This is a genomic window from Sideroxydans lithotrophicus ES-1 (assembly GCF_000025705.1).
Classification (GTDB): domain Bacteria; phylum Pseudomonadota; class Gammaproteobacteria; order Burkholderiales; family Gallionellaceae; genus Sideroxyarcus; species Sideroxyarcus lithotrophicus.
In genome coordinates, this window is record NC_013959.1 from 665120 (window position 1) to 689665 (window position 24546).

The following is a 24546-nucleotide window of genomic DNA, read 5'->3' on the forward strand; positions in this document are numbered from 1 at the left end:
TGTATCCTTAATTTTGAAATCAACCATGTTCCTTTGGCAGCCCGGTACTCATTTTTATGCTTGAAACCCTTACCATCATCACTTTGGCCACTTTGTGGCTGATTTTCTTCCGTCCCGGCAAAACGCCTCCGCTGGAAAGTCAATTGAAGATTGAACGGCCCGGACGTTATCAGATCGTCCTCGCCCCCAAACTGAATCTGGCCCAGCCGTTCCTCGAGGCGATCGCGCAGCGGTTTGCTGCGCAGGATTCGACGCTGAATGGCGCCATGCAGTGTTTCGCAGTACGCGACAAACATGTCAGCGCACACGGCAGCGCAGTCTATCTGCTGGCGATTTCCGCCCGCAACGGGATGCTGTATTTCCAGGGAACGCCACCTTTGTCGGATGATCCGGGCAACTATCTGGAGACGATCAGGAAATTCGCCAAAGAAGTGCTCATGCCAGAAGCGGGAAGCGGGAAACCCGGTCCACAGGGTGCTGCAAGCATCGTCGATGCGGTGAACGCTGTGGCGCAGCAGCATGGCATCGAAATCGAGCATCTGACTGACTGAGTTTTCCCGTCGCGCTCTCGCATGATCCGCGGCACCTAAAGTGCAGTTGCCGTATGATGAAGCCTGCCCCGAAACCGCTATCCGGAATCGATATGCCCCATCTGTTCGAACCGCTCAAGCTGCGTGACATCGTCCTCAACAACCGCATCGGCATCCCGCCGATGTGCCAATACTCGGCGCGCGACGGTGTCGCAGCGGACTGGCATTTCGTGCATTACGGCAGCCGTGCCGTCGGCGGCGCCGCGTTGATGATCATCGAGGCGACGGCTGTGGCTGCGGAAGGAAGAATCAGTCCTGGCGACCTCGGCATATGGGATGACAAACAGATCGACCCCTTGGCGAGAATCGCCAGTTTTGCCAGAACGCAGGGCTGCGTGACTGCGATACAGCTGGCGCATGCTGGGCGCAAGGCGAGTGTCGGACTGGGTTGGCAGGCGCAGAATACGCTGAGCGAGGCCGCAGGGGGGTGGCAAGCCGTTGCACCTTCACCCGTAGCATTCGGCGACGGTTATGCCGTGCCAGCAGAACTCGACGAGAGCGGCATTCGCCAAGTGATCGCCCATTTTGTGTCCGGCGCACGCCGGGCGCGCGAAGCCGGCTTTCAGGCTGTCGAGATCCATGCGGCACACGGCTATCTGCTGCATCAATTCCTGTCGCCACTTTCCAACCAACGCAAGGATGCCTACGGCGGCAGTTTCGAGAACCGTACCCGCTTGGTGCGCGAAGTGGTGAGCGCAGTACGCGCCGAATGGCCGCAGCGGCTTCCACTGCTGATCCGCCTATCTGCTACCGACTGGACCGACGGCGGCTGGAATGTCGATGAAACGGTCGAGTTATGCCGCCTGCTGAAGGGGCTCGGTGTCGACCTGGTGGATGTCTCGTCCGCCGGCCTGCTTCCGACAGCGAGCATTCCTGCCGGGCCCGGCTTTCAAACCGAATTTGCCGCACGGGTTCGGCATGAGGCCGGTATCGCGACTGCTGCCGTCGGCTTGATCACCTCGCCGGCACAAGCCGACCACATCATCCGCAGCGGCCAGGCCGATATCGTGTTGCTCGGCCGCGAGATGCTGCGCAATCCCTACTGGCCGCTGGCTGCGGCACAGACTCTGGGACACCAGGTTCCCTGGCCGCAACAATACCTGCGCGCAGCACCTTCCGGTTCTGCAGGCCGCTAGGTTAGCTGGGCCAGTTTGATTTCCAGTTCTTCGATCGGCATCGGTTTGGCATAGAGGTATCCCTGATAAGCCTGGCAACCGCGCAGGTCGAGGAATTCGCGCTGCTCCTCAGTCTCCACTCCTTCGGCGATCACCTCCATGCCCAGGCTTAATGCCATGGAGATGATGGTCTGGACGATGGCGGCATCGTGCTGGTCGGTGGTGGTGATGTCGCGCACAAAAGACTGGTCGATCTTGAGCTGGTCGAGCGGCAGTCGGCTAAGGTAGGAAAGGGAGGAGTACCCTGTGCCAAAGTCATCCATGGAGAACTTCACTCCCAGGTTCTTCAATGCTTCCATCTTGAGTATGCTGTCGTTGATATCGTCCAGCACCAGGCTTTCCGTCAGTTCCAGTTTCAGCAGCCATGGCTGGATACCGCTCTGTTGCAATACATTGCGGACTTTGGCGACAAACGCGGCTTCGCGGAACTGGATGGCGCTGACATTGACGGCGATGCAGAGACGATTGAAGCGGGGGTCGGATTGCCAACGGGCCAGCTGCGCGCATGCCGTCTCAAGGACCCAATGGCCGATCGGCAGGATCAGGCCGGACTCTTCCGCTACCGGAATGAATTGCACTGGCGAGACGCTGCCAAGCTTGGCGTTGTTCCAGCGCAGCAGGGCTTCGGCACCGATAGGGCGGCCCGAACTGTCCATTTGCAACTGGTAATGCAGCAGGAATTCCTTGCGTTCAAGCGCGCCGCGCAGCGCAGTTTCCAACTGGCCGCGCTTTTCCAGTATCTCCTGCATGGATGAATCGAAAAAACAGATGGCGTTGCGTCCTTTGGCCTTGGACTGGTACATCGCGGTGTCCACGTGAGCGAGCAATCTTTCCGGATCGTCCGAGTGGCCGCGAAACAGAACGATCCCGATGCTGGAGCTGGAGTGGTGCTCCGTTTTGTCGAGCTGATAGGGCCTGCACAATTCGTTGCGGATCTTTTCGGCGATCAGCTCGGCACGTATCGCGGCCTCGTTCTGTTCGCTACCCAGGCCGTTGAGGATGACCAGGAATTCATCCCCGCCCATGCGTGCGACGGTATCTTCCTCGCGTACGCATGAGGTCAAACGCCGGGCAACTTCGATCAGCAGCTTATCACCCATGCTGTGGCCAAAGGTATCGTTCAATCGTTTGAACTGGTCCAGGTCGAGCGATAGCAGGGCGCCATACCTGCCGCTGCGTGCGCCGGCAGAGATCGCCTGGCGGAACCGGTCGGCAAACAGGCGCCGGTTCGGCAGATTGGTCAGCGTATCGAAGTTGGCCTGTTCCCAGATCAGCTCGTCCTTGCGCTTTTTCTCCGTGATGTCGGAGAATTGTCCTACATGCCTGTAGATGCTGCCGTCCGCGCGGCGGATGACGCTGATGCTGAGCCACTTGGCGTGAAGCTCGCCATTCTTCTTGAGGTCCCATATTTCGCCCTGCCAATGCCCATCGTCCAGGATCGATTGCCACATCTGCTGATAGAACTGCGCATCGTGTTTGCCCGACTGGAAGATGCCGGGATCCTTGCCGCGAACATCCTCCAGCGTATAGCCGGTGATCCGGGTGAAAGCCGGATTGACGTCCAGAATGCGGTTCTTCTCATCGGTGACCAGGATGCCGTCATTGCTCGATTGATAGACCGAAGAGGCAAGTTTCAACGCCTCATCCTTTTGCCTGCGCTCGGAGATGTCTTCAAAGACGACCACTGCGCCTTCCATCTCGCCATGGCTGCGGATCGGGTGGGAAGAATAGTCGACATACAGTTCGCTGCCGTCCTTGCGCCATAACACCTCGTCGATCCCCATGCGGGGCTTGCCGTCGACCAGGGTGGCATGCATCGGGCAACGCTCCGCCGGATAGTGTGTGCCGTCCGGATAGGAGTGGTGTATGGTGGCGTGCATGGGCTTGTCGAACAGTTCTTCCGGCGTGTAGCCCAGCATGTCGGCTGCGGCGGCATTGACGAAAGTGGTATTGCCATCCTTGTCCAAACCCCAGATGCCGTTGCTGACCGAACCCAGGATCAGGCGCAAACGTTGCTCGCTTGCCGCCACTGCCGATCTGGATTGCCTGATGGAACGGAAATAGAAAGTCAGACTAACGACAGTAAGGAGCGTCACGCTGCCCAGCAGCCAGAGCAGCAGGAAGTTGCTTCTCCGCTGGTTTAAAAGCAGCGGCAGATTTGGCAGATCCGCTTCGGAATGTATTTCGAGGCCGTACTCGGGTAAATCCGTTACAGCCTGGATATGCGGGTAATCCTCGTTGCCGATATGCCGCAAGCGCACATCGGCCATTTCCTGCCAGGGGGTGATCCTGAGCTCGGGGAAATCGGTTCTGCCGTAGAGCTCCAGTCTTTGCTGTGCTGCCAATCTGTTCACCTTGGCATCGGTGACCGCCATCATCAGCATCTCCGGATCATGTGCCAGAATGATGACGCCATTGGAATCGGTCACGAACGCATCGGCCTGACGGGTCAGGAACGACAGCGAGGTCAGGTCGATCTTGGAAATGACCGCCCCTCTGAAATGACCGTCGATCATGATCGGGGAAGAGAAATAGAGTCCGCCGATATGGGTGGTCTTGCCCATGGCATATTGCATGCCGGGGGTTCCGCCGAGAGATTCCGCATACCACTTGCGGTCCCTGAAATTCGTTCCGATCGGCGAGCCCGAAGTATCCCAGTTGCTGGCTGCGATGCAATCCCCCGCAGAGTTGACCACAAACATCAGATCGATCCCCAGGGAGCTCTGGATCAATTTCAGCTGGACGTTCAGGTCTTTCAGCACCGGATCGGCGGTCCAGCGCTTGATCAAGGTTGGCTTGGGCAACGGGCTCGCTTGTGTCTCAGGCCCGAATTCGCCAGCTGCATTCACAAATCGAAGGCCGCGCTGGAACGTGGCAGAAATACCTGCGACAAAATGCAGGTTGCGGCGGAAACTGTCGGCTATATCAAGAGAGACATTTTGCGCGCGAACCTGTTCTTTTTTGATCTGCGTGTCGAGCTCGTGCGTGAAGTACTGTTTGGCGACGTACCATGACAGTAGTCCCCAGAGGATCAACATCAGGGCCAGCCAAACAAGGATATGGAGTTCCTTCTTGTTATTGATCTGCAACATCGATCTCCAGATGTTTAGGCGCACTTCGAAGCCTGTTTGCTGTCATTGAGTCGTGCGGAATGCAATGCGCGAACTGGCCACACACTACCATAAACCTACTTCGTTGACATGGAGTCGCTCGGGCGCCCAGGATTTTGCGCCGTGGAAGAGGGCTGGGCGTTTACAATGGCGCGATGGATCCGGAACAACTGCAATTACTCGTCACTCGCGTCATGCCCTACGGCAAATACAAGGGGCGCGTGATCGCCGACTTGCCGGGGAATTACCTGAATTGGTTCGCGCGCAAAGGCTTCCCGCCCGGGGAGATCGGCAGGCTGCTGGCATTGATGCAGGAGATCGATCACAACGGCCTTGCCGCCCTGCTAAAGCCGCTGCGAGATCGCCATGCAGCCGGACTTGATTCAGTTGCGAGATAGCGTTCTACCATCGAGCCACATTCCTTATCCGACCACTCATGCACCCGAAGCTTCCGTCGAATTATCTGGCCGGCTATCCTCTTCCCTTGGTCGAACAGGTGCGGCAATCGATCGAACAAGGTCGACTGGCCGGTCTGTTGCGGCAGAAATATCCGCTGGCGCACGATGTACGCACCGACAAGGCGCTGTACGACTATGCGCTGCAACTGAAGAGCGCCTATTTGCGTAACGCCGGACAACTGAGCAAAGTGGCGTTCGACAGCAAGCTGCATGTGATCAGGAACGCGCTGGGGATGCACACCAGCATCTCGCGCGTGCAGGGCGGCAACCTCAAAGCCAAGCGCGAGATCCGCATCGCAGTCATGTTCAAGGAGATGCCGGAGGAATTCCTGCGCATGATCGTGGTGCACGAACTTGCGCACATGAAGCAGCGCGAACACGACAAGGCTTTCTATCAACTGTGCATGCACATGGAGCCGGACTATGCGCAGCTGGAGTTCGATCTGCGCGCCTATCTGATGTATCTGGATGCCGGCGGTACGAGGTTATGGGGTGGAGTCGATGGGAATTGAATTGTCCGAGAGCGGACAGCAGCGACTGTTGCCACCAATTCTTTCCAGTCGTTCAACTTTTCTTCTATGCCTTCATTCGATCTGTTACAGAGTATACGCGTTAGCGGCATTGCCATCCAATATTCATACCGGAAGTGATAATCTTCTCAGGAAACCAACAGGAGCTTGCCATGAAATTTTCAAAAAGAATGCTGGCTATCATTGCCATAGTGTCGCTGTTTGCCGGCTTGAGTGGATGTGCAAACAACATCTTCATCGGCGTTCGAGAAGGAGCCGATCGAGTGGTTCTGGCGGAAGCAAACCAGGTTGGCAGCTGTCAGTCCAAAGGGGCGATCATCATTAGCGTCTTTGCCAAATTTCGAATTGAAAAAGACGTGGAGGCAAATATGTATCAAATGGCGCGCAATGAGGCTGTTGATGCAGGTGCAGATACGGTCGTGAAGGGTGACTCGCCTGAATTCGGCAAGCGAACTTTTAAATTGTACAAATGCCGACCCTGATTGGATGATTCTGATGATCTTCCATCACTACCGAATGCCCTCCGCATGAAACTGATTGCCCGTTGCTGGCCGATGGCAGAGGTCCACCCATAATCTCTCAATGCCGGGAGCCATTCGCGCCTATCCTTATTCAGCCGTGAAAGCTCAATCTTCCAGCGCGCGCACCTTCACCGTCTTGCCTTTCACTTTTCCTGCCGACAATCGCTTCACTGCCTCGCGCGCGATGTTGCGCGCGACGGCAACGTAAGTGGACATATCTGTCACGGTGATCTTGCCGACCTGTTCGCGGGTGAATCCGGCTTCGCCGGTCAAGGCGCCCAGCACATCGCCGGGGCGGATCTTTTCCTTGCGGCCGCCGAGGATCTGCAGCGTCACCATCGGCGGGATCAGCGGTTTGTCGTTTGCGCGCTTCACCGATTCCAGCGTGTGCCACTCCGGTTCGCTGCCCACCATCTTGGCGATGTTGGAGATGCGGTGCATGTCGGCCGGGCTGGCCAGGCTCAGCGCCCAACCCTCTGCGTCGGCGCGTCCGGTGCGGCCGATGCGGTGGATGTGGATCTCCGGATCGGGCGTGACGTCGACATTGATGACGGCTTCGAGTTGCGCGATGTCGAGGCCACGTGCGGCCACGTCCGTGGCGACCAGCACCGAGCAGCTGCGGTTGGCGAACTGGATCAGCACCTGGTCGCGTTCGCGCTGTTCCATGTCGCCGTTCAGCGTCAGCGCATGTATGCCTTCGGCATGCAGCACGTCGAGCAGATCGCGACATTGCTGCTTGGTGTTGCAAAAGGCCAGCGTACTGACTGGGCGGTAATGCTTGAGCAGGGTGGCGACGGCCTGCAGGCGCTCTTCGTGTTTCACCTCGTAGAAGCGCTGGCGGATCTTGCTGCCCTCGTGCTGTTCCGGCAGTTTCACCTCCTGCGGCTTGCGCATGAATTTCTGCGCCAGCCGCGCGATGCCTTCCGGGTAGGTCGCCGAGAACAGCATGGTCTGGCGCTGGGCCGGGCAGTGCTTCACCACGAAGGCGATGTCGTCGTAGAAGCCCATGTCCAGCATGCGATCCGCTTCGTCCAGCACCAGCGTATTGAGTGCATCCAGTTTGAGGCTGCCGCGTTCGAGGTGATCCATGATGCGGCCCGGCGTGCCGACGACGATGTGCGCACCGTGCTCCAGGCTGTCGCGCTGCGGGCGCATGGTGCTGCCGCCGACCAGCGACAATATCTTGATGTTGTCGGCGAAGCGCGCCAGCCGGCGCAGCTCCTGCGTCACTTGGTCGGCCAGCTCGCGCGTGGGGCACAGCACCATGGCCTGCACGGCGAAGCGACGCGGGTTGAGGTTGGTGAGCAGCGGCAGGGCGAACGCGGCGGTCTTGCCGCTGCCGGTCTTGGCCTGCGCGATGAGGTCGTTCCCGGCCAGCGTGATCGGCAGGCTCTCGGCCTGGATCGGCGTCATCGTGCGGTATTCGAGCTGCTGCAGGTTCGCCAGCAACGCGGGCGACAGCGGCAGTTCGTTGAAGGGGCGGCCGGTCGCGGCGGCGGCGGGTGTTGGGGCGGGTGGGGTAGTTTTATTCATGCGCAATTATCCCCGCCTGCAGCGCGGAGCGCCTGAAAATTTGAATCACGCGCGGGGTGAATTACGCATTGGGTCGCTAAATCCTCAAGCGTGCAGGCAATGCCTGCAGGTTTGTATCTTTGGGCGTATATCCCGAGAAGGCCATTAGTGCTAGATTCTTGTCAACGCATCGGTCTTTCCCCACGTTCATGGGAGATGAATGTGCATCGCATCCAGTTCGGGGGCGGGAAGGATCGTTGAATCATCCTGATTTTCGGGCAGCGTGCAGCTCCGTTTCACGATCACTTTAATTTTGTTCTTTGGGAATTAATTAAATGTAGAGGAGAAGTCACTATGGCAATCAAGATTGCTGTCCCGAAGGCGCGAAGTGCCCCTGCATTGCCGCCCGGTCTCGCAAGCGATTTTTCACTGGTCAGGGAGCAATTCCCGAAAATCGCCGACAAGATCACTGCGTTATGGGGGTCCGTCGTCCTGCAGGAATATCTCAGCAAGACCATCTTCGACGAACGGGGCGGGCGTCAGGGTTTCCCCATGCCAGTCGTCTCTGCATTGATGAGGATATTCGATTATCACGGTACGCTGATGCCCGAAAACAAAACGGAGGATAACTGGGGACATGTCGTATGAATGGCCCCGGCAGGGATTGCCCTGCGCATCATGACCGTAAATCCGGGTCTTGCGCTTCCTGTATTGCTCCTTGAACAGCTCGTCGATCGGTAGCCCGGAGCCGGAAGCTATACGTACACCCATGCAAGGCCATGCTCGTCGCAACGCAGGGTGGCCGTCTTGCCGCTGTCCCAGTCTCCCAGCACCCAGCGCTCGCAAGCATGCCCATCCACGTGATGCAGGTGCTTTGCCGGACGGTGTGTGTGGCCATGGATGAGGCGCGGGTAGTGCTGCTGGCGCAACAGTTCGTTCACCGCATCGCAATTCACATCCATGATGTCCGTCGCTTTGAGCCGTTTTTCGCTTTCACTTTGCATCCGCAGTTGTTCGATCAATTCCTTGCGCTGTGCCAGGGGCTGCGCAAGAAATCGCGTTTGCCAGTCACGGTTGCGCACCATGTTGCGGAAATCCTGATAGCCGGTATCGTCGGTGCACAGCGCATCGCCGTGCGTGAGCAGGGTAGGCGTGCCGTACAGGTCGAGCAGTGTCGGGTCGTCGAGCAATGTCGCATTGCAGGCAGAGCAGAGTTCTTCATCCATCAGAAAATCGCGGTTGCCGTGCATGATGTAGATGCGCGTGCCATGTGCAGCCAGTTTGCGCAAGGTGTCGGTGACGCGCAGATGGAACGGGTCGCCCAGATCGTCGTCGCCCGCCCAATACTCGAACAGGTCACCCAGGATATAGAGTGCTTCGGCTGCGGGCGCGATGTCGGCGGCAAAACGCAGGAACAGCTCCGCGCTATGCGGATGTTCGCGGCTCAAGTGCAGATCGGAAATGAACAGGGAGTGAGGCATGAAACAAAACGGCGCCGAGGCGCCGTTTGCTGTTATTTCACCACTTCCGCCTTGAGGATGACGACGTCCTCTTTCGGGACATCCTGGAAGAAACCGCTGCTGCCGGTCTTTACCTTGCCTATGGCGTCGACCACTTCCTTGCCTTCCACGACCTTGCCGAACACGCAGTAGCCCCAGCCATCCTGTCCCGGATAGTCGAGGAAGCTGTTGTTCTTGGTGTTGATGAAGAACTGGGCAGTGGCAGAATGCGGGTCGCCGGTACGCGCCATGGCGATGGTGTAGATGTCGTTCTTCAGGCCGTTGGCTGCCTCGTTCTTGATCGGTGCCTTGGTCGGCTTTTGTTTCATGCCGGGTTCGAAGCCGCCGCCCTGGATCATGAAGTTGGGGATCACGCGATGGAAGATCGTGTTGCTGTAGAAGCCGCTGTTCACGTATTCGAGAAAGTTCGCGACGGTGACGGGGGCTTTCTCGGCATCGAGTTGCAGGGTGATGTCGCCGAGGTTGGTGTGCAGTTTTACCATGTTCATTTTTCCTTTGGTTGCGTGTGTTGATTTGGCTTGAGCGGGCAGGACGCAGAGTCCGGCCAGCAGTAATGCGAGAACGATACGGATCATTTTCATTTGGATGCCTCCATTATGCCGCCCCTTCATAGACGATCTGCCAGTGACCGTTGCGTTTCATCCAGTATTGGCGCTTGTTCATGTGATTGTTGAGGTTGTTGCTTTCGTAATCCTGCTCGAAGTTGACCACCACCAGGTCCGGCTGGCTGGGATAGGGGAACATGCTGACGTTCGACATCTTGACCTTGATCCAGGTCTTGCCGGAATTGACCAGGCGTTTTTGCTGGGCAAATGCGGGCAGCTTCATGCTGCCGGTAGAGAAATCCGGGGCGTAATGCGAGAGATAGGCATCGGTGTCGCGGCTGGCCCAGTCGCTGCGCCATTGCTCGACCGCTTTCAGCAACTCGGCGTGTTCCTTGTTGTCCTCGTCGTTAACCCAGTCGATCTTGCTGGCGATGATGACCGGAGTGATGCCGATCTGCAGATGGCTGCCGAGATAGTTGAGGTCATTGTTGGCCAGCACCACACAACCATTGCTGGCACGCGGAGGGCGGCTAAAGGTGTCGGGAGGCGTGCCGTGCAGCCAGATGCCGTGTCCATCATGGCCTTCGCGCTTGTCCCATTCGTTGGGGTAGCTCAGCGGATATGCGCTGGGTCCGTAGAAGTCGGTGATCTTGTCCTTGCCCAGGTGGCCATTGACGAAATATACGCCCAGCGGCGTCTTCTGGTCACCCTCGGATACTTTGTCCGCGCCCTTCTTGCCGACGCTGATGTAAAAATCGGACACATAGCGCGGTTCGCCATTCACATTCTCGAACAGGTAGAGCGTGGACTTGCTGGTGTCTACCACCACGGCATAACGTTGCTGGGGCGAGAGCTGCCACAGGTACTTGGGTACGCCGATGGGCTGCTGTTCCTGCGCGCGCTGCAAACGGACGTTCGCCTCTTCGCGCAGATCCTGTACCAGATTGGGCGGCGCGTTGGGGGCGTCGCCAAAGCTGCTGATCGGTTTTGAGCGCGCCAACAGCAGGTCGCCCTTCACCAGTTGGGCCAGTTTGAAATTGGGATTGATCTTGAGCAGCGAATCGACCTCGTTCAGCGCCACATCAAGGTGGTTCTCGCCGATCGCGCGCAAGCTCTTGGCCATGCCGATTTCCAGTTCGCGTGAAACGGATTCGCCCGCCATTGCGGGGGCAGCGAGCAGGGGAAGCAGCAGAAGCGCGAGCAGGCGAGCAGTCATGCTTATCTACCCGAGCGCTCTTCAGCGATCAGCCATTGCCCGTCGACGTTAAGCCAGTCGATCGTCTTGATGGAAACGACGTTCAGGCGGGTAGCGTGATAAGTCTGTCTGAAGGTGATGCTGGCGTGTTTCGCATCCGCCACTTTGACCTTGGGGTCATGTATCTCGACGCGGATCGATTTGGGGGCGGCGATACGTGCCTTGCGCTGCGCTTCCCATGCCTTGCGGCTGCCGCCGGGCACTTTGAATTCCTTGGCGTAGAACGCGAGGTATTTCCTGCTGTTCTTGGCAGACCAGGCCGCTGCCCATTCTTTGGTGGATTTCAGCACTTCTGCGCTGGGGTCTGCGCTGGGGGCGGTAACTGCAACTGCAGGTTTGGGCGGTTCAGCCGGCTTCGCCGCCGGAGTGACGGCGGCGACGGTAGACGCAGCCGGCGGTGTGACGGCAGGTACCGCTGGTGTTGTGGCTGGCGGAGCGATCTCGGCCATGGCGGTGTTCGTCGGTTTGCCGGCGGTGCGTGTGTTCTTGCCGAACAGTTCATGGATCAGCGCCAGTTTGGTTTTGGTGTTGGAGTTGGTATTGCTCTTCTCCAGTTGCAAAGCCCGGTCATAGGCCTGGCTGGCCATCTTGGCGTAGATGTCGCCGAGGTTCTCGTGCGCGGTGGCGTAACTGGGATTGGTGCGGATGGCCATTTCCAGCTCTTCCTTGGCTTTCTCGTATTGGCCCTGGCCGGCGTAGAGCACCGCGAGGTTGTTGTAGGGTTCGGGCAGCTCCGGATAATCCTGGGTGAGGTTGTTGAAGACCGTGATCGCATCTGTCGTGTTGCCCTGTTCGGCGAAGATCAGTCCTTTGAGGAAGCGTGCCTGCGCATCCTTGGGCTTGGTTGCGAGGTAGGCGTTCACCTTCTCCATCGCTTGCGCATGTTCGCCTTGCTTGAACAGTTTGTTGGCGTCTTGCAGGTCATCTGCCTGAGCGGGGATGGTGAGCGCTAACAGGATGCCCAGTGCGGCAGCACTGCTGAACAGTTTAAGCATATTCATCGTCTGGTTTGTTCCGGGAAAGTTGCCAATTCAAAGAGGTGGCGATTCTACCAAATAAGTGGCGTCCTTACACGGTTTGCACCAAGTCTTGGTGGGGCCTGTTTTCGGGTAGAATCCCGCCACTTCATTGCCGATACTTTTTTAACAAAAATGAGCAGCAACACTCCCGTTTCCGCCGCACCCGTTTCCAATTTCATCCGCACCATCATCGATGGCGACCTGGCCAGCGGCAAACACAGCAGCATCGTCACCCGTTTTCCGCCTGAGCCGAACGGTTATCTGCATGTCGGCCACGCCAAATCCATCTGCCTGAACTTTGGCCTGGCAAAGGATTACAACGGCAAATGCAACCTGCGTTTCGACGACACCAACCCGGAAAAGGAAAATGCGGAATACGCCCAGTCCATTCAGGACGACGTGCGCTGGCTGGGCTTCCAGTGGAACGGCGAAGTGCGCTGGGCATCGGACTATTTCGACGCGCTGTACGATTTCGCCGTGGAACTCATCAACAAGGGGCTGGCCTATGTGGACGACCTGACGCCGGAGCAGATGCGCGAATATCGCGGTACGCTGACCCAACCCGGCAGGAACAGCCCGAACCGCGACCGCTCTGTTGCAGAGAACCTCGATCTGTTCAGACGCATGAAGGCGGGCGAATTCGCCGACGGCGCCATGGTGCTGCGTGCCAAGATCGACATGAGCTCGCCCAACATCAACCTGCGCGACCCGGTGATCTACCGCATCAAGCGCGCCCACCACATCCGCACCGGCGACAAGTGGTGCATCTACCCGATGTACGACTACACGCATTGCATCTCCGACGCGCTGGAAGGCATCACTCATTCCATTTGCACGCTGGAGTTCGAGGATCACCGCCCGTTGTACGACTGGGTGCTGGACAACATCACCATCCCCTGCCACCCGCGCCAGTACGAGTTTTCGCGGCTGGAACTGCACTACACCATCACCAGCAAGCGCAAGTTGCTGCAGCTGGTGAACGAGAAGAAGGTGAGCGGCTGGGACGACCCGCGCATGCCCACCATCAGCGGCATGCGCCGGCGCGGCTATACACCGGAAGGCATCCGCGAATTCGCCAAGCGCATCGGTGTTTCCAAGAGCGAGAACATCGTCGACATGGCGATCATGGAAGGCGCGATCCGCGAAGATCTGGAACTGCGCGCCCCGCGCGTGATGGCGATCATCAATCCGCTCAAGGTCACGATCACGAATGCCGACGGCGCGCAGACGCGCGAGGCGGATTTTCACCCCAACATGCCGGAACTCGGTAAACGCGTGGTGCCGTTCAGCAAAGATTTGTTCATCGAAGCCGACGACTTCGCCGAGGTGCCGCCCGCAGGCTGGAAGCGCCTGACGCTCGGCGGCGAGATCCGCCTGCGCCACAGCTATGTGATGCGCTGCGACGAAGCGGTGAAGGATGCAACGGGCAAGGTCGTCGAACTCAAGTGCAGCATCGACCATGACACGCTGGGCAAGAACCCGGAAGGCCGCAAGGTGAAGGGTGTCATCCATTTCTTGTCGAAAGAACACGCGCTGCCCGCCGAGATTCGCCTGTATGACCGGCTATTCACCGTGCCGGAACCGGATGCCGATCGCGACGTGGATTTCTGCACGCACCTGAATCCGGCTTCGCTCACCGTGGTGCAAGGCTGGGTGGAGGCTGCCGTGCGCGATGCTGCGCCGGAAACGCGCTACCAGTTCGAGCGCCTGGGCTATTTCGTGACCGACCGCCGCGACCACCAACCGGGCGGCAAGCTGGTGTTCAACCGCACCGTGACGCTGCGCGACTCCTGGGCGAAAGAACAAGCATGAGCGAAGAATTCAACGTGCCGGATGGGGAGAAGATCAGCTCCCTCAAAAGCCTTACGCAGGTCGTGTATGTGCTATATGCGCTGTCTTACTTCACCGGCGTCACCGCCATCGTCGGCATCATCATCAACTACGTGAAAAAGGACGATGCCGCCGGAACCTGGCTGGAGAGCCATTTCCGCTGGCAGATACGCACCTTCTGGTTCGGGCTGTTGTGGGCCGTGATCGGTGCGGCGACCATGGTCCTGGTGATCGGAATGGCGATCCTGTTCGCCAACTTCTGCTGGATCATTTACCGCATCGTCAAAGGCTGGCTCAACCTCAACGACAACAAACCCATGATGTTCTGATTCATCCATGCTGAAAATCTATAACACCCTCGCTCGCGACAAGCAGGAATTCAAACCCATCATCCCCAACACCGTGCGCATGTATGTGTGCGGCATGACGGTGTACGACTACTGCCACCTCGGTCATGCCCGGGTGATGGTGGTGTTCGACATGGTGTACCGCTGGCTCAAGGCTTCCGGCTACGACGTGACTTACGTGCGCAACATCACCGACATCGACGACAAGATCATCAAGCGCGCGGCAGAGAACAAGGAATCCATCCATGCGCTGACGCAGCGCTTCATCGACGCGATGCACGAAGACGCCGATACGCTCGGGGTGCAGCGTCCGGACCACGAGCCGCGCGCCACCCAGTATGTGCCGCAGATGCTGGAGATGGTCGCGCAACTGGAACAGAACGGGCTGGCCTACCAGGCGGCGGATGGCGACGTGAACTATGCCGTGCGCAAGTTCGATGGCTACGGCAAGCTTTCCGGCAAGTCATTGGAAGACCTGCGTGCCGGCGAACGCGTTGAAGTCGTCAGCGACAAGCACGACCCGCTCGACTTCGTGCTGTGGAAACACGCCAAGGACGGCGAAGCGGACGAGGTGAAATGGGACTCGAAGTGGGGGAAGGGCCGTCCCGGCTGGCACCTCGAATGCTCGGCCATGGCTTCGGACATCCTCGGCAACCATTTCGACATCCACGGCGGCGGCGCCGACCTGCAGTTCCCGCACCACGAGAACGAGATCGCGCAGAGCGAAGGCGCCCACCGGTGCCAGTACGTGAACTACTGGATGCACAACGGCTTTGTGCGCGTGGACAACGAAAAGATGTCCAAGAGCCTGGGCAACTTCTTCACGATTCGTGAGGTTCTCAAGAAATACGATGCTGAAGTGGTGCGCTTCTTCATCCTGCGCGCGCACTATCGCAGTCCGCTGAATTATTCCGATGTGCATCTGGACGATGCCAAGGGTGCGCTGACGCGGCTTTATACTGCATTGAAGAGTGCTCCCTCATCCTCGATCCTTCCCCCAGAGGGGGAAGGAAGTGAATTCCCCTCGCCCTCTGGGAGAGGGGCTAGGGGTGAGGGTGTCATTGATTGGGACACTCCCCATGCCGCCCGCTTCAAATCCGCCATGGATGACGACTTCAATACACCGGAAGCCATCGCCGTGCTGTTCGATCTCGCCAACGAAGTGAACCGCAGTCAATCGGTAACAGCCGCAGCAGAACTCAAGACATTGGCCGGTGTGCTTGGCCTGTTGCAACGCGACCCGCAGGATTTTCTGCAAGGCAGAGCTTCTATGAATTTGACAGTGCCAACTCCCACACTTGAGGCTAGCGGGGGGGCTTTGGACATTGATGCTTTGATCGAAGCCCGCATCGCAGCTAAGAAGTCAAAGAATTTCGCCGAGGCAGATCGCATCCGCAAAGAATTACTGGGAGCGGGAATCGTGCTGGAAGACACGCCACAGGGCACGACGTGGAGGCGCGCCTAGTTGCAGGAGCGCAAATTATTGCGTGAGTGTTGTGCGATTCATACGAGAGGCAGGGGATGACGGGGCGCGAGGCCTGAATCAGGTAATCTCAATCAGCTTTTCTCCTGCTTCGATCTCGGAGATGATTCGCGCCATCATCGGTTCTATCCAGGTCAGCAAGGCCTGTTTGCCAATATTTCCAACGCGTACCCAAACTATCGGCGGCGCGTCCGCACTGGTGCCGACCATGCTGACGAAGTCCTCGTCTTTGGTGAAGATGGCAGCGTGATTTGAGACGGCGTAGTTCCAGATGATCCTGTCGCTTGCTGCCGCCAATCCTATGTCATAGACGTGCTCTGCCTGATGTCCTGCGCTACTGAGGTAGCGCGCCAGCGCGGGCGGAAGCTGCGCATCGACAAGAAATCTCATTTTCAGGCTGCTTGCAGTATTGGGTGGTCTACTTGCATGGCAGCATATTCAAGTGTGGCAGTAATATCCTCGGTTTCAAGATAAGGGAAATCTTTGAGAATTTCTTCTCTGGTCATGCCGGATGCCAGCATTTCCAGTACGTCTTTTACACGTACCCGTAGACCGCGAATACAAGGCCTGCCACCGCACATATTCGGGTCAACGGTGATTCTGGTGACTTGTCCCATGATTTTTCCCTCCGATGAAAGTGGCAACGATTATGGCATATACCGGATTGGGTCGGTTAAAGCACTATCCGATGCGCAGGAGTAGCATCGCCGCCAAGAAAGCCAAAAACTTCGCCGAGGCAGACCGCATTCGCAAGAATTGCTGGGAGCAGGCATCGTGCTGGAAGACACGCCGCAGGGCTCGACCTGGCGCAGGGCTTAGGGCAGCTTGCCGGCCGTCACCAGACGGTTGAATAGCGTGTTGGGAGAGACCCAGACCACCATGTCATCAAAGGTCGGCGACATGTCGTGGCTGACGAAGGTGAGTGTTCCGCTGGTCGAGTTTGTCGCTTCATCAGCATCAGTGCTCACAGCCAACTGATTGCCCTCCGGCATCCACGCTCCGGAACCATTCACCCCGTGCGAGACAATGACAGCCGGCATGTTGGCTGCGATAGTGGTACCGGTTGTTGATGTCTTTACATTCAGGTTGCCAGTTGAAGTAAGTGCAACCGAAGAGGCAAAAACAGCAGTCACTGAATAAGTAAATCGCCGTCCCCAGGCATCCGTCTCATTTGTTCCCAATGTGACCCATGGCAGCACACCCGAAGTGATGGTGCATACTCCCCCGGTTCGAGCCTCCACGCCTGCATTCACAGTGCCGGTTGGAATTGAGGGGCTGGCCGGGCAGGGGAGCTTTGGGGGAGTTTGGCTGGTGGCGTATCCGATCAGGGCGCCGCGGATATCATCAAGCTGCTTGCGTGTCTCGGTGCGGCGTTGCTGCTCCATCTGGCTGGAGATCATGGGCAGCAATCCCGCCAACAAGAGCGAGATGATGACGAGCACGATCGCCATTTCGACCAGGCTGAAACCTGCAGTAATCAATCTTTTGTTCATGGGCAATTGTTCTTTCCGTCTACGCATAGCACCAGGTCGTTGACCGTCGAGTAATTGGTTGTGTCGGAGGATTTATAGGTGATGAAATCGGTTGCAGGTGTGGCACCTGCAACCGACTGATGTGCGTTGGAGTTGCTCCCGGAGGTCTCGAGGTAAGTGGAGGGAGGATTGTTCTGGTTGCGCGGGCTCTGACCTGTCAGCATCTTGCCTGCGATAATGACCGTTGCACGGTATGTGCCGCTATCTACGTTCGTATTTCCTGAACCGCTGATGTGCAATGGAGTGAATGTTCCACTTGCGCCCGTTTGGGGTTGATAACCAGCGGCCACCTGGTAGAAAACCAGATCACGCCAATCCGGCCAGTAAGCCGATGTCAGGATCAATTTATTGCAACTAGGGATCCCCGCCCAGCTGCTGGGCATTGTATTGTCGTTCGTGGCTCCGGTTGGAATGGCATTCAAAGCGGTCTGGACCTGGGTGGTGAGCGTACCTGTGCAGGACATGCCGGAACAATTGTCGGCAGTGTTGCCGGCTGCGCGGGCCGGGTCGGTAGGTGCCTGGAAATATGGACTGGCCGCAGCAAAGTCCTTTAGTGTGTCCCCTTTGTTCCTCAGTGTCCCGAGATTTGAAAAGGTTGGGTTATTAATGTAATTGATCAAAGCGGTCTGAACATCGATGATCTTCTGCTGGAGTGCCAGATCGGAAGGCGAAGGTGTACCGCCGCTTGATGTGGCATTGCCGGGGATATCGGAAACCCTGCCGAAGAATACGTTGTAAGTGCCGGTCCGGTTCGGGTAGGCAGTCGTATCACTCACTTGCGTAGCCCACGGGTAGCGGTGGTATATGTTGGTCAACTCGACAGCATAGTCGTCCAGACAGGATTTCACTTCGCGTGCGATGCGTTTTTCGATGAGCGGCATCAGGTCGTCGATGGTGACATAGAGCAACTTGTCGTTGAAATGATAAGTTGGGTCTTCAATTTGTTTGCCCGGATTTGCAGGGTCATCTATCCAGCGGTGCTCGTCGCCCATGATGAAATCGTCATCCATGTCGGCGTTGCTGTAGGTACCCGGCACACAAGGCGCAGCACAGGTCGCAGGAACGGTGATGCTGTCGAGATACTGGTTCGCGCCACCGAGTCCTGGCCCGCCCTGGGCAGTAGAGAGCGGGCGCGATTGACCGGGCAGCGCGGCACCCGGGATGAAAATGATGAGGGCAACGCGAGGACTGAGTATATTACCCTTCATGTCGCGCACGGTCAGCCATGGGTGCGGCGCGGAATTCAACAACTCGGAATTAAATGGGGTAGTACCGGTATCGACCATATTGGCGGAGATGGCGTACCAGGGCATAAAGCCCGTAGGGTCGTTCTCCGAAGGGGAGGCGATGGGCATATTGAACACCTTCCATGGGAGTCGCCCAAGGCAGCGCATATTCGCACCGCTACTTATTGGGGGAAGTCCATTGGCTTGTGCTGCATTAAGGCAACCGCCCTCGGTGTTTCCATCATAGTTTGGAGGCGTTTCGCTCAGTACGTCCGGGTAAAGCAGCTCGCCGGGATATTGGGAGCTGGCTGTATTGTTGAGCGCATACCCAACGACTATTTCTTTTACCTGCGCCAGCATATCGCTGCTTTGCCGCTGTTGTTCGGTATGCAATGAGACCTTGCTCAGCGCACTGACCAGGAAAGCCGCCACGCCCACGACCAGGATGACCAGCATTACGATGAACGCGGCACCGCGTTGTCGCTGCAGAGAAGTGTGAGTTGTGCGCGAGGAGTGCATGGTGCGCGGCCTGGTTATTTATCTGCTTCAGGTGCGGACGCCGGAGCTTCGAGCGGAAGTTTCTGCCCGACCTTGAGTTTTACGGGATGCGATTTTCCCGGCACATTGACGGTTTCGACGGTTGGGTTCCTGTCGTAGCCACGTTCAGCGGCCTGTGCAGCGCCGTTGATCCACACGGTTCGGTTGCCACCTTGTTTCTGTACGACACCATTGACGATGATGTAGTTGCGTTGCCCGCCAACAGCACTGCGGCCGCCAGCTTGCTGGGAATCCAGTTGCTGGCGCTGTTGCGGGGTGAAGAACAGGCGTCCGAGTTCGTCTGCCTGCACCGCAGCAGGCAGGCAGGACATGGTCAGCAGCAGGGATAATGCGTATCTGTTCATGGCGCGTTTCTGTTCTTCATGGTGAACCAGCCGCCCGTGCAATCCGCCTTGAGCGGGGCTAAGTCGTCAGTCGGATCAGTCCGGGAAATACTGCAGCCGTCGAGCATGAACCAGCCGCTCAGTTGCTGTTTCATCTTGCTGAAGAGCTGGAGCAGCTGTTCTTCATGCAGCAGGTCGATCTGCAGTGTCATGTTGCTGCGGTTGAGTTGAAAATTGCCCGCATCCAGCGCCGGTTTTGGGGCATAGGGCTGCTGCGGGGAGATCGTGTATTTGAAGTCGAGTACGATATTCTGCTGGCGCAGCTTGTCCAATCCTTCCAGCCAATCCAGGCGCTGCTCGTTGCCGATGACCTTTTGTCCGAGCAGGGAGTTGTACTCCAGGGCGTAGGCTGCCATGTTCTCCTGGTCGCTTTGTGCGGCGACGAGCTGAGTGCGCGCATCGGTGAGCTGTTTTTGCGCGGTTTCGCGATCCTTCAGCGATTGCGCCAGAAAATGTTCGCTCAGAGAGATGAGTCCGCCGGCCAGCGCCAGACTGAGCAAGAAAGCTCCCAGGCTCCATTTGAGGAATGGCAGGTCGTCTTTGGAGACTTTCATTGCTTTTCTCTCCAGATGATCTTCAGCGTGAACTGGGCGGAGTTGCTGTCGTTCTTCTCGGCATCTCCGCTGATGCTGCCTTTGGAGCTGACATCCAGCGGCTGTTTCAGCACGGTGACAGTATATCCCTGCTGCGTCAGCGTTTGTTGGAAGCGATCGAGGTAGTTGAGTGCATTCCGGTATTCGCTGCCGAAGCCCAGCAGGCTGCCATCGAAGTTGATGACTTGCGCAGGATAGGCGGAGGGAGCTGCATCCGCCGCACTGGCCTGCCAGGAGATCTTGTCGACTTTGACCTGGGTGAATTTATCCAGCACGAGCGTCAGTTCGCGCAGGATGTCCTCCGGTTCCGGCGAGTACATGTCCAGTTTGCGCGCCAGCAGCACCGCAGTCTTCATGTCTGCCGCGGGCACGGTGCTATTGGCAAAGCTGCTTATGATTTGCTGTGTCTGCTGTTTGATCTGCTGTGTCTGGGCGATAAGCGGATCGGTCTGGGCGACATAGTCGCGCCCTTGCAAGAACTCGGTGCCGCTCAATAGTATGCTGAACAGGGCGGTTGCGCCGGCGAGGCCGAACAGGATGCGCCGCAACTGCCATAGCCAATAGTAATGGGTATGATTGGAGTTGGCGTAATGGCTGCTCGGCACTTTGCTGGCGAGCAGGTGCAGGAACAGCGGTGTGGCATCCGAGTCGACGTAATCGTTCCTGGCTTTGCAGCGTTTGCCCAATGCCTGGATATCCAGATAGGTGTAGTGCAGCTCGTTGTCACCTTCGAGACGCTTTTGCAATTCGAGTTTGTCGTTGGCGTCGCAGATGATGTAGACATCCAGCGTTTCGCCGGGGGGCGGCAGGCTCAGGCTCTTCAGGTATTGCTGGGTGCGCGGCGTTTCGTCGGCGACGGATTCGCTGAAGGAGCTGTTGCCGCTGATCGGGATCAGGCGCGAGAAGTGCAAACGCTTGTTGTTGAAATAGGTCTGCCGCAGCCCGGAATCCTTTTCCCACGACAGCAGCAGCACATGATCCGAGGGGATCTCCTTGATCAGCGGTGCACTGATGTTGGGCAACGAATAGATGCCAATCAGCGGGATGCGGTTCGCCAGCAGCGTATCCAGCCAGGGCGAGATGCGCTGCGGATTGGTCAGCGCCGAGAACATCATCTCGTCGTCGCGGCGCCCCTCGGTCTGGCGCTGCAACAGGGTGGCCTGATGGAACGGTGTGCCGCGGTAGAACTGTTCGAATTTGCGCGCCAGCAGATCCTTGCGGGCAGAGCCGGAGAGATGGGGCACGGTCTCCAGCCGGAAATCCTCTTCGATGACGTCCACCAGCAGGCAGGCGGGGTCGCGATGCTGCTGTAGGAAAGCTGAGAAGTTCTCGCGCCCGTTGCTGTCGTTGGAGAAATATTGCGCCGGGCCCAGCTTGCCGCCATTCCAGATGGAAGCGTGGAAGCTGTCGGCGCTGAGGAAGAGTAGGGTGCGGGCCATTTACATTTTCACCTTGCTGATGATGTCGTAGATGGGCGACAGCACGGACAGCATCACCCATCCCAGCAGTGCACCCAGGACGATGGTCATGGTCGGTTCGATCAATGCCTGTACTTTTTTGATCGAATCCTTCACATCGCGGTCGTAGAAATAACTGACATTGAGCAGCGCCTGGTCGAGTTGTCCGGTGGCTTCGCCGACCTTCAACATGCGCACCACGAGCGGCGGGAAGATGCCGGTCTGCTGGAAGCTTTGTGTCAGGTTCTTGCCTGCTTCGATCTCGCGCATCACGTTTTGCAGGCTGTTCGCGATGACCTGGTTGTTGACCAGGTCGCGCGAGTTGGCGATGCAGTCGAGGATGGTGATGCCCGAGCTGTACATCATGGCGAAGGTGTTGGCAAAGCGCGCCAGGATGATCTTGCGCAGGATCGGGCCGGTCGGCCAGATGTGTAATTTCAGATTGTCCACGTGATATTGCAGGCCGGGGTTGCTGATGAGGGCGACCTTGTAGGTGCCGAACAAGACCGGCGGCGTCAGCAGGAGAACATACCAGTAGTGAACGAAAAAGGAGGAAGTCGCCAGCAGCATGCGCGTCTGGATCGGGATGTCCTGTCCCATGCCCTTGATGAAGCTCACCAGTTGCGGCACCAGGTAGATCATCAGGAAGAACGTGATCGCCAGCACCACGGTGCCGACGAAGGCCGGGTAGATCATCATGGTCTTGGTCTGCGAGGCCATCTCGTCCTGCCACTTGAGCGATTCGGTGAGGTGGGCGAACACCTCGACCAGGCGGCCGCTGTCCTCGCCGGCGCGGGTCAGGCTGACGGTGATCTTGTCGAAGGCATTGGGGTGTTCCGCCATCGCCTGCGAGAGTTTCTTGCCGCTCTCGATGGATTCCACCATGCTGGCGATGATCTCGCGGAACGTGGCTTCTTCCATGGTGTCGCGCAGGTCGCCCAGGCATTCCAGCAGAGGCACGCCGGCACGGACCAATTGTTCGAGGTTGAAGAAGAAGGTGATGAGATCGGTACGTTTGATCTTGCTGCTGCCGAAGCTGGCCCTGTTTTCTTCTTCCTTGCCGCTGATGAGGTCCAGCCCCGCGCGTTTCAGGCGCTGTTCGAGGTCGATCAGGTTGGCGGCGTCCTGCAGTCCCTTGGCGGATTTGCCGGCGCTGTCGATGGCTTTGTAGGAATAGAGTGCCATGGGTCTGGTTACATCCGGTCGGTCAGGTCGACGACGCGGGCGACTTCGGCGATGGAGGTCACGCCTTGCAGGATGCGGCGGATGCCGTCCTGGGCCAGCGGACGGAAGCCGCGCTCCAGTGCGTTGTTCTTCAGGTCGCGTATGCTGGCGCGACGGGCGATCAGGTCGTCCATGTCGCTGTCCATCCTGAGTATCTCCATGATCGCCTGACGTCCGGTATAGCCCTGATGCTGGCAGATGTCGCAGCCGGCGGCGCGATAGATGGTGATGTTCTCGTCATGGCGCACGCCGAGCATCTTGCATTCGGTATGGTCCGGGTGGTATGGATATTTGCAGTGGCGGCACAGCAGGCGTATCAGCCGCTGGGCGACGATGCCGATGATGTTGCCCGCCATGATGTCGGGCAGGATGCCGATGTCGAGCAGGCGCGGGATCGCGCCGATGGCGGAGTTGGTGTGCAGCGTCGAATAGACCTGGTGGCCGGTCATGGCGGCGCGGAACGCCATCTCGGCGGTCGGATGATCGCGGATCTCGCCGACCAGGATGATGTCCGGGTCCTGGCGCATCAGGGAACGGATACCGCTGACGAAATCCAGCTTCGCCGCTTCGTTCACCGAGCTCTGGCGGATCAGCGGGATCGGATATTCCACCGGGTCTTCCAGGGTCATGATGTTCACCGACTCGGTGTTGACATGGTTCAGCACCGAATACAACGTGGTCGTCTTGCCGCTGCCGGTGGGGCCGGTCACCAGCACGATGCCTTCCGGCTTGGCGATGATGGTCTTGAGTGTGTTGAGTGCGGTCTCGTCCAGGCCGATCTGGTTGATCGGCACGATGCCCTTTTGCCGGTCGAGGATACGCAGCACCAGGTTTTCGCCATACGACGTCGGGTGCGAGGCGACGCGGAAATCGATCGGGCGGCCGGATAGCCGCAGCGAGATACGTCCGTCCTGCGGCGCGCGCGTTTCGGCGATGTTCATGCCGCTCATCACTTTCAGGCGCACCACCATGGCGGGCCAGAAACTCTTGTGCAGGCTGCGCACCTGGCGCAGCACGCCGTCGACACGATAACGGATGCGCAGGAAGCTGCTTTCAGGCTCGAAGTGGATGTCGGAAGCGCCCGTTTGCACGGCCTCGGTGAGCAACGCGTCGATCAGGCGTACCACCGGCTGGCTGAATTCGTTCACGCCCTGCTGGAGGTTCTGGTGATCCATTTCCCCCGGTTCGATCTCGTGCAGGATGCCGTCGATGGACAGCTCGAAGCCGTAGTATTGGTCGATGGCGCGGAGGATGTCCGATTCGCTGGCGAGTTGCGTGACCAGGCGGTATTCGTCGCGCAGCAATGCGCGTACCTGGTCGAGCGCGATGATGTTGTCCGGGTCGGCGATCGCGATGGTCGGTATCTTGTTGGCTGCATCGACCGACAGCGGCAACAGGATGTAACGGCGGGCGATCTCTTTGGGGACCAGTCCGATCGCGGCGGGATCGACCAGAACGTTGGTCAGGTCTACGCTTTCCTGGCCGAGATTCTCGGACAATACATCGCGTATGGTCGCTTCAGACAGGAAGCCGAGACGGACCAGCAGACGGCCCAGCGGTTGCGGCGTCTTGTTCTGCTCCTGGGTGGCGATGCGAAGCTGGTCCTCGCTGATCACCCCCTTGGCTATCAGCAGGTGCCCGATGGGCTGCTGGGTCTGTTGTTGCGGTGCAGCCATCT

At 58.2% G+C, this 24546-nt stretch carries 24 protein-coding genes and 1 pseudogene; 10 read left to right on the forward strand and 15 right to left on the reverse strand.

The genetic code is table 11. The features are described 5' to 3' along the window. Positions 1 to 56: 56 nt before the first annotated feature. Positions 57 to 551 (forward strand): hypothetical protein, encoded by a 495-nt coding sequence (locus tag SLIT_RS03290; RefSeq protein ID WP_013028800.1) that lies wholly within the window; start codon positions 57 to 59, stop codon positions 549 to 551. Between the two features lie 92 nt (positions 552 to 643). Further along, positions 644 to 1726, forward strand: coding sequence for an NADH:flavin oxidoreductase/NADH oxidase (locus SLIT_RS03295; protein ID WP_013028801.1), 1083 nt, complete (start codon positions 644 to 646; stop codon positions 1724 to 1726). Here the strand turns inward: SLIT_RS03295 and SLIT_RS15055 are convergent. After that, the gene (locus tag SLIT_RS15055; RefSeq protein WP_013028802.1) at positions 1723 to 4857 is read right to left on the reverse strand and encodes an EAL domain-containing protein; all 3135 of its coding nucleotides are present in this window, start codon (positions 4855 to 4857) and stop codon (positions 1723 to 1725) included. The two genes, SLIT_RS03295 and SLIT_RS15055, sit on opposite strands and share 4 nt — an antisense overlap. Before the next feature lie 173 nt (positions 4858 to 5030). On the opposite strand from SLIT_RS15055, the gene SLIT_RS03305 reads away from it, so the two are divergent. The 3 genes from SLIT_RS03305 to SLIT_RS03315 all read left to right on the forward strand — a co-directional run bounded on the left by SLIT_RS03305 (position 5031) and on the right by SLIT_RS03315 (position 6345). Beyond that, a complete protein-coding gene (locus tag SLIT_RS03305) occupies positions 5031 to 5273 on the forward strand; it encodes a DUF3820 family protein (protein WP_041420749.1) in 243 nt (80 codons plus the stop codon). A gap of 38 nt (positions 5274 to 5311) precedes the next feature. Further along, positions 5312 to 5845, forward strand: a complete 534-nt coding sequence (locus SLIT_RS03310; protein WP_013028804.1) for a YgjP-like metallopeptidase domain-containing protein — start codon at positions 5312 to 5314, stop codon at positions 5843 to 5845. A 170-nt stretch (positions 5846 to 6015) separates the two neighbouring features. Further along, positions 6016 to 6345 carry a DUF4156 domain-containing protein gene (locus SLIT_RS03315; protein ID WP_013028805.1) on the forward strand — a complete coding sequence of 110 codons (330 nt, stop codon included), beginning with the start codon at positions 6016 to 6018 and terminating at the stop codon, positions 6343 to 6345. Positions 6346 to 6489: 144 nt separating this feature from the next. On the opposite strand, the gene dbpA is transcribed toward SLIT_RS03315, so the two are convergent. After that, positions 6490 to 7917 (reverse strand): ATP-dependent RNA helicase DbpA, encoded by a 1428-nt coding sequence (gene dbpA / locus SLIT_RS03320; protein WP_013028806.1) that lies wholly within the window; start codon positions 7915 to 7917, stop codon positions 6490 to 6492. Between the two features lie 333 nt (positions 7918 to 8250). Here dbpA and SLIT_RS03325 point away from each other — a divergent pair, with 333 nt between their 5' ends. Then, positions 8251 to 8544: a hypothetical protein gene (locus SLIT_RS03325; protein WP_013028807.1), complete on the forward strand. Its 294-nt coding sequence runs from the start codon at positions 8251 to 8253 to the stop codon at positions 8542 to 8544. A 107-nt stretch (positions 8545 to 8651) separates the two neighbouring features. Here the strand turns inward: SLIT_RS03325 and SLIT_RS03330 are convergent, their stop codons facing one another. The 4 genes from SLIT_RS03330 to SLIT_RS03345 form a co-directional block, all read right to left on the reverse strand. Beyond that, positions 8652 to 9377, reverse strand: coding sequence for a UDP-2,3-diacylglucosamine diphosphatase (locus SLIT_RS03330; RefSeq protein ID WP_013028808.1), 726 nt, complete (start codon positions 9375 to 9377; stop codon positions 8652 to 8654). A 32-nt stretch (positions 9378 to 9409) separates the two neighbouring features. Further along, positions 9410 to 9898 (reverse strand): peptidylprolyl isomerase, encoded by a 489-nt coding sequence (locus SLIT_RS03335; protein ID WP_041421015.1) that lies wholly within the window; start codon positions 9896 to 9898, stop codon positions 9410 to 9412. A gap of 112 nt (positions 9899 to 10010) precedes the next feature. Then, entirely contained in the window at positions 10011 to 11177 is a 1167-nt protein-coding gene (locus tag SLIT_RS03340; RefSeq protein ID WP_013028810.1) for a L,D-transpeptidase family protein, read from the reverse strand. Positions 11178 to 11179: 2 nt separating this feature from the next. After that, complete coding sequence (locus tag SLIT_RS03345) at positions 11180 to 12211, reverse strand: tetratricopeptide repeat protein (protein ID WP_223293817.1); 1032 nt, start codon at positions 12209 to 12211, stop codon at positions 11180 to 11182. A gap of 156 nt (positions 12212 to 12367) precedes the next feature. On the opposite strand from SLIT_RS03345, the gene SLIT_RS03350 reads away from it, so the two are divergent. From SLIT_RS03350 to cysS, 3 genes are read left to right on the forward strand one after another with little or no spacing between them, the layout of a single operon-like run. Next, on the forward strand, positions 12368 to 14047 hold the full coding sequence (locus SLIT_RS03350) for a glutamine--tRNA ligase/YqeY domain fusion protein (RefSeq protein WP_013028812.1): 1680 nt from the start codon (positions 12368 to 12370) through the stop codon (positions 14045 to 14047). Beyond that, positions 14044 to 14394 (forward strand): DUF4870 family protein, encoded by a 351-nt coding sequence (locus SLIT_RS03355; RefSeq protein ID WP_013028813.1) that lies wholly within the window; start codon positions 14044 to 14046, stop codon positions 14392 to 14394. The genes SLIT_RS03350 and SLIT_RS03355 overlap by 4 nt, the downstream gene beginning before the upstream one ends. A gap of 7 nt (positions 14395 to 14401) precedes the next feature. Further along, positions 14402 to 15877: a cysteine--tRNA ligase gene (gene cysS / locus SLIT_RS03360; RefSeq protein ID WP_013028814.1), complete on the forward strand. Its 1476-nt coding sequence runs from the start codon at positions 14402 to 14404 to the stop codon at positions 15875 to 15877. 78 nt (positions 15878 to 15955) lie between these two features. On the opposite strand, the gene SLIT_RS03365 is transcribed toward cysS, so the two are convergent. Together SLIT_RS03365 and SLIT_RS03370 are read right to left on the reverse strand one after the other, a co-directional pair. Beyond that, positions 15956 to 16285 carry a DUF5615 family PIN-like protein gene (locus tag SLIT_RS03365; RefSeq protein ID WP_013028815.1) on the reverse strand — a complete coding sequence of 110 codons (330 nt, stop codon included), beginning with the start codon at positions 16283 to 16285 and terminating at the stop codon, positions 15956 to 15958. Positions 16286 to 16287: 2 nt separating this feature from the next. Further along, the gene (locus tag SLIT_RS03370; RefSeq protein WP_013028816.1) at positions 16288 to 16512 is read right to left on the reverse strand and encodes a DUF433 domain-containing protein; all 225 of its coding nucleotides are present in this window, start codon (positions 16510 to 16512) and stop codon (positions 16288 to 16290) included. Positions 16513 to 16598: 86 nt separating this feature from the next. Between SLIT_RS03370 and SLIT_RS16425 the strand changes: the two are divergent. Next, a pseudogene (locus SLIT_RS16425) lies at positions 16599 to 16714 on the forward strand (CysS/YqeB C-terminal domain-containing protein); the annotation flags it as partial. Here the strand turns inward: SLIT_RS16425 and SLIT_RS03375 are convergent. From SLIT_RS03375 to SLIT_RS03405, 7 genes are read right to left on the reverse strand one after another with little or no spacing between them, the layout of a single operon-like run. Next, positions 16711 to 17388 carry a prepilin-type N-terminal cleavage/methylation domain-containing protein gene (locus tag SLIT_RS03375; RefSeq protein ID WP_013028817.1) on the reverse strand — a complete coding sequence of 226 codons (678 nt, stop codon included), beginning with the start codon at positions 17386 to 17388 and terminating at the stop codon, positions 16711 to 16713. The pseudogene SLIT_RS16425 and the gene SLIT_RS03375 sit on opposite strands and share 4 nt — an antisense overlap. Next, the gene (locus SLIT_RS03380) at positions 17385 to 19172 is read right to left on the reverse strand and encodes a hypothetical protein (protein ID WP_013028818.1); all 1788 of its coding nucleotides are present in this window, start codon (positions 19170 to 19172) and stop codon (positions 17385 to 17387) included. The genes SLIT_RS03375 and SLIT_RS03380 overlap by 4 nt, the downstream gene beginning before the upstream one ends. 14 nt (positions 19173 to 19186) lie before the next feature. Further along, entirely contained in the window at positions 19187 to 19555 is a 369-nt protein-coding gene (locus tag SLIT_RS03385) for a hypothetical protein (protein WP_013028819.1), read from the reverse strand. Next, on the reverse strand, positions 19552 to 20148 hold the full coding sequence (locus SLIT_RS03390) for a hypothetical protein (RefSeq protein WP_013028820.1): 597 nt from the start codon (positions 20146 to 20148) through the stop codon (positions 19552 to 19554). The genes SLIT_RS03385 and SLIT_RS03390 overlap by 4 nt, the downstream gene beginning before the upstream one ends. After that, positions 20145 to 21626, reverse strand: a complete 1482-nt coding sequence (locus SLIT_RS03395; RefSeq protein ID WP_013028821.1) for a hypothetical protein — start codon at positions 21624 to 21626, stop codon at positions 20145 to 20147. The genes SLIT_RS03390 and SLIT_RS03395 overlap by 4 nt, the downstream gene beginning before the upstream one ends. Further along, on the reverse strand, positions 21627 to 22829 hold the full coding sequence (locus SLIT_RS03400) for a type II secretion system F family protein (protein ID WP_013028822.1): 1203 nt from the start codon (positions 22827 to 22829) through the stop codon (positions 21627 to 21629). 8 nt (positions 22830 to 22837) lie between these two features. After that, the gene (locus tag SLIT_RS03405; RefSeq protein ID WP_013028823.1) at positions 22838 to 24544 is read right to left on the reverse strand and encodes a GspE/PulE family protein; all 1707 of its coding nucleotides are present in this window, start codon (positions 24542 to 24544) and stop codon (positions 22838 to 22840) included. Between the last annotated feature and the right edge of the window lie 2 nt (positions 24545 to 24546).

Bases quoted from the DNA above. Each gene is read 5' to 3' on its own strand.
- SLIT_RS03390 (WP_013028820.1), bottom strand. From the start codon at position 20,148: ATGAAAGTCTCCAAAGACGACCTGCCATTCCTCAAATGGAGCCTGGGA.
- dbpA (WP_013028806.1), bottom strand. From the start codon at position 7,917: ATGAATAAAACTACCCCACCCGCCCCAACACCCGCCGCCGCCGCGACC.
- SLIT_RS03395 (WP_013028821.1), bottom strand. From the start codon at position 21,626: ATGGCCCGCACCCTACTCTTCCTCAGCGCCGACAGCTTCCACGCTTCC.
- SLIT_RS03350 (WP_013028812.1), top strand. From the start codon at position 12,368: ATGAGCAGCAACACTCCCGTTTCCGCCGCACCCGTTTCCAATTTCATC.
- SLIT_RS03355 (WP_013028813.1), top strand. From the start codon at position 14,044: ATGAGCGAAGAATTCAACGTGCCGGATGGGGAGAAGATCAGCTCCCTC.
- cysS (WP_013028814.1), top strand. From the start codon at position 14,402: ATGCTGAAAATCTATAACACCCTCGCTCGCGACAAGCAGGAATTCAAA.
- SLIT_RS03400 (WP_013028822.1), bottom strand. From the start codon at position 22,829: ATGGCACTCTATTCCTACAAAGCCATCGACAGCGCCGGCAAATCCGCC.
- SLIT_RS03330 (WP_013028808.1), bottom strand. From the start codon at position 9,377: ATGCCTCACTCCCTGTTCATTTCCGATCTGCACTTGAGCCGCGAACAT.
- SLIT_RS03295 (WP_013028801.1), top strand. From the start codon at position 644: ATGCCCCATCTGTTCGAACCGCTCAAGCTGCGTGACATCGTCCTCAAC.
- SLIT_RS03370 (WP_013028816.1), bottom strand. From the start codon at position 16,512: ATGGGACAAGTCACCAGAATCACCGTTGACCCGAATATGTGCGGTGGC.
- SLIT_RS03305 (WP_041420749.1), top strand. From the start codon at position 5,031: ATGGATCCGGAACAACTGCAATTACTCGTCACTCGCGTCATGCCCTAC.
- SLIT_RS03375 (WP_013028817.1), bottom strand. From the start codon at position 17,388: ATGAACAAAAGATTGATTACTGCAGGTTTCAGCCTGGTCGAAATGGCG.
- SLIT_RS03335 (WP_041421015.1), bottom strand. From the start codon at position 9,898: ATGGTAAAACTGCACACCAACCTCGGCGACATCACCCTGCAACTCGAT.
- SLIT_RS03310 (WP_013028804.1), top strand. From the start codon at position 5,312: ATGCACCCGAAGCTTCCGTCGAATTATCTGGCCGGCTATCCTCTTCCC.
- SLIT_RS03405 (WP_013028823.1), bottom strand. From the start codon at position 24,544: ATGGCTGCACCGCAACAACAGACCCAGCAGCCCATCGGGCACCTGCTG.
- SLIT_RS03290 (WP_013028800.1), top strand. From the start codon at position 57: ATGCTTGAAACCCTTACCATCATCACTTTGGCCACTTTGTGGCTGATT.
- SLIT_RS03380 (WP_013028818.1), bottom strand. From the start codon at position 19,172: ATGCACTCCTCGCGCACAACTCACACTTCTCTGCAGCGACAACGCGGT.
- SLIT_RS03315 (WP_013028805.1), top strand. From the start codon at position 6,016: ATGAAATTTTCAAAAAGAATGCTGGCTATCATTGCCATAGTGTCGCTG.
- SLIT_RS03385 (WP_013028819.1), bottom strand. From the start codon at position 19,555: ATGAACAGATACGCATTATCCCTGCTGCTGACCATGTCCTGCCTGCCT.
- SLIT_RS03345 (WP_223293817.1), bottom strand. From the start codon at position 12,211: ATGCTTAAACTGTTCAGCAGTGCTGCCGCACTGGGCATCCTGTTAGCG.
- SLIT_RS03340 (WP_013028810.1), bottom strand. From the start codon at position 11,177: ATGACTGCTCGCCTGCTCGCGCTTCTGCTGCTTCCCCTGCTCGCTGCC.
- SLIT_RS03365 (WP_013028815.1), bottom strand. From the start codon at position 16,285: ATGAGATTTCTTGTCGATGCGCAGCTTCCGCCCGCGCTGGCGCGCTAC.
- SLIT_RS03325 (WP_013028807.1), top strand. From the start codon at position 8,251: ATGGCAATCAAGATTGCTGTCCCGAAGGCGCGAAGTGCCCCTGCATTG.
- SLIT_RS15055 (WP_013028802.1), bottom strand. From the start codon at position 4,857: ATGTTGCAGATCAATAACAAGAAGGAACTCCATATCCTTGTTTGGCTG.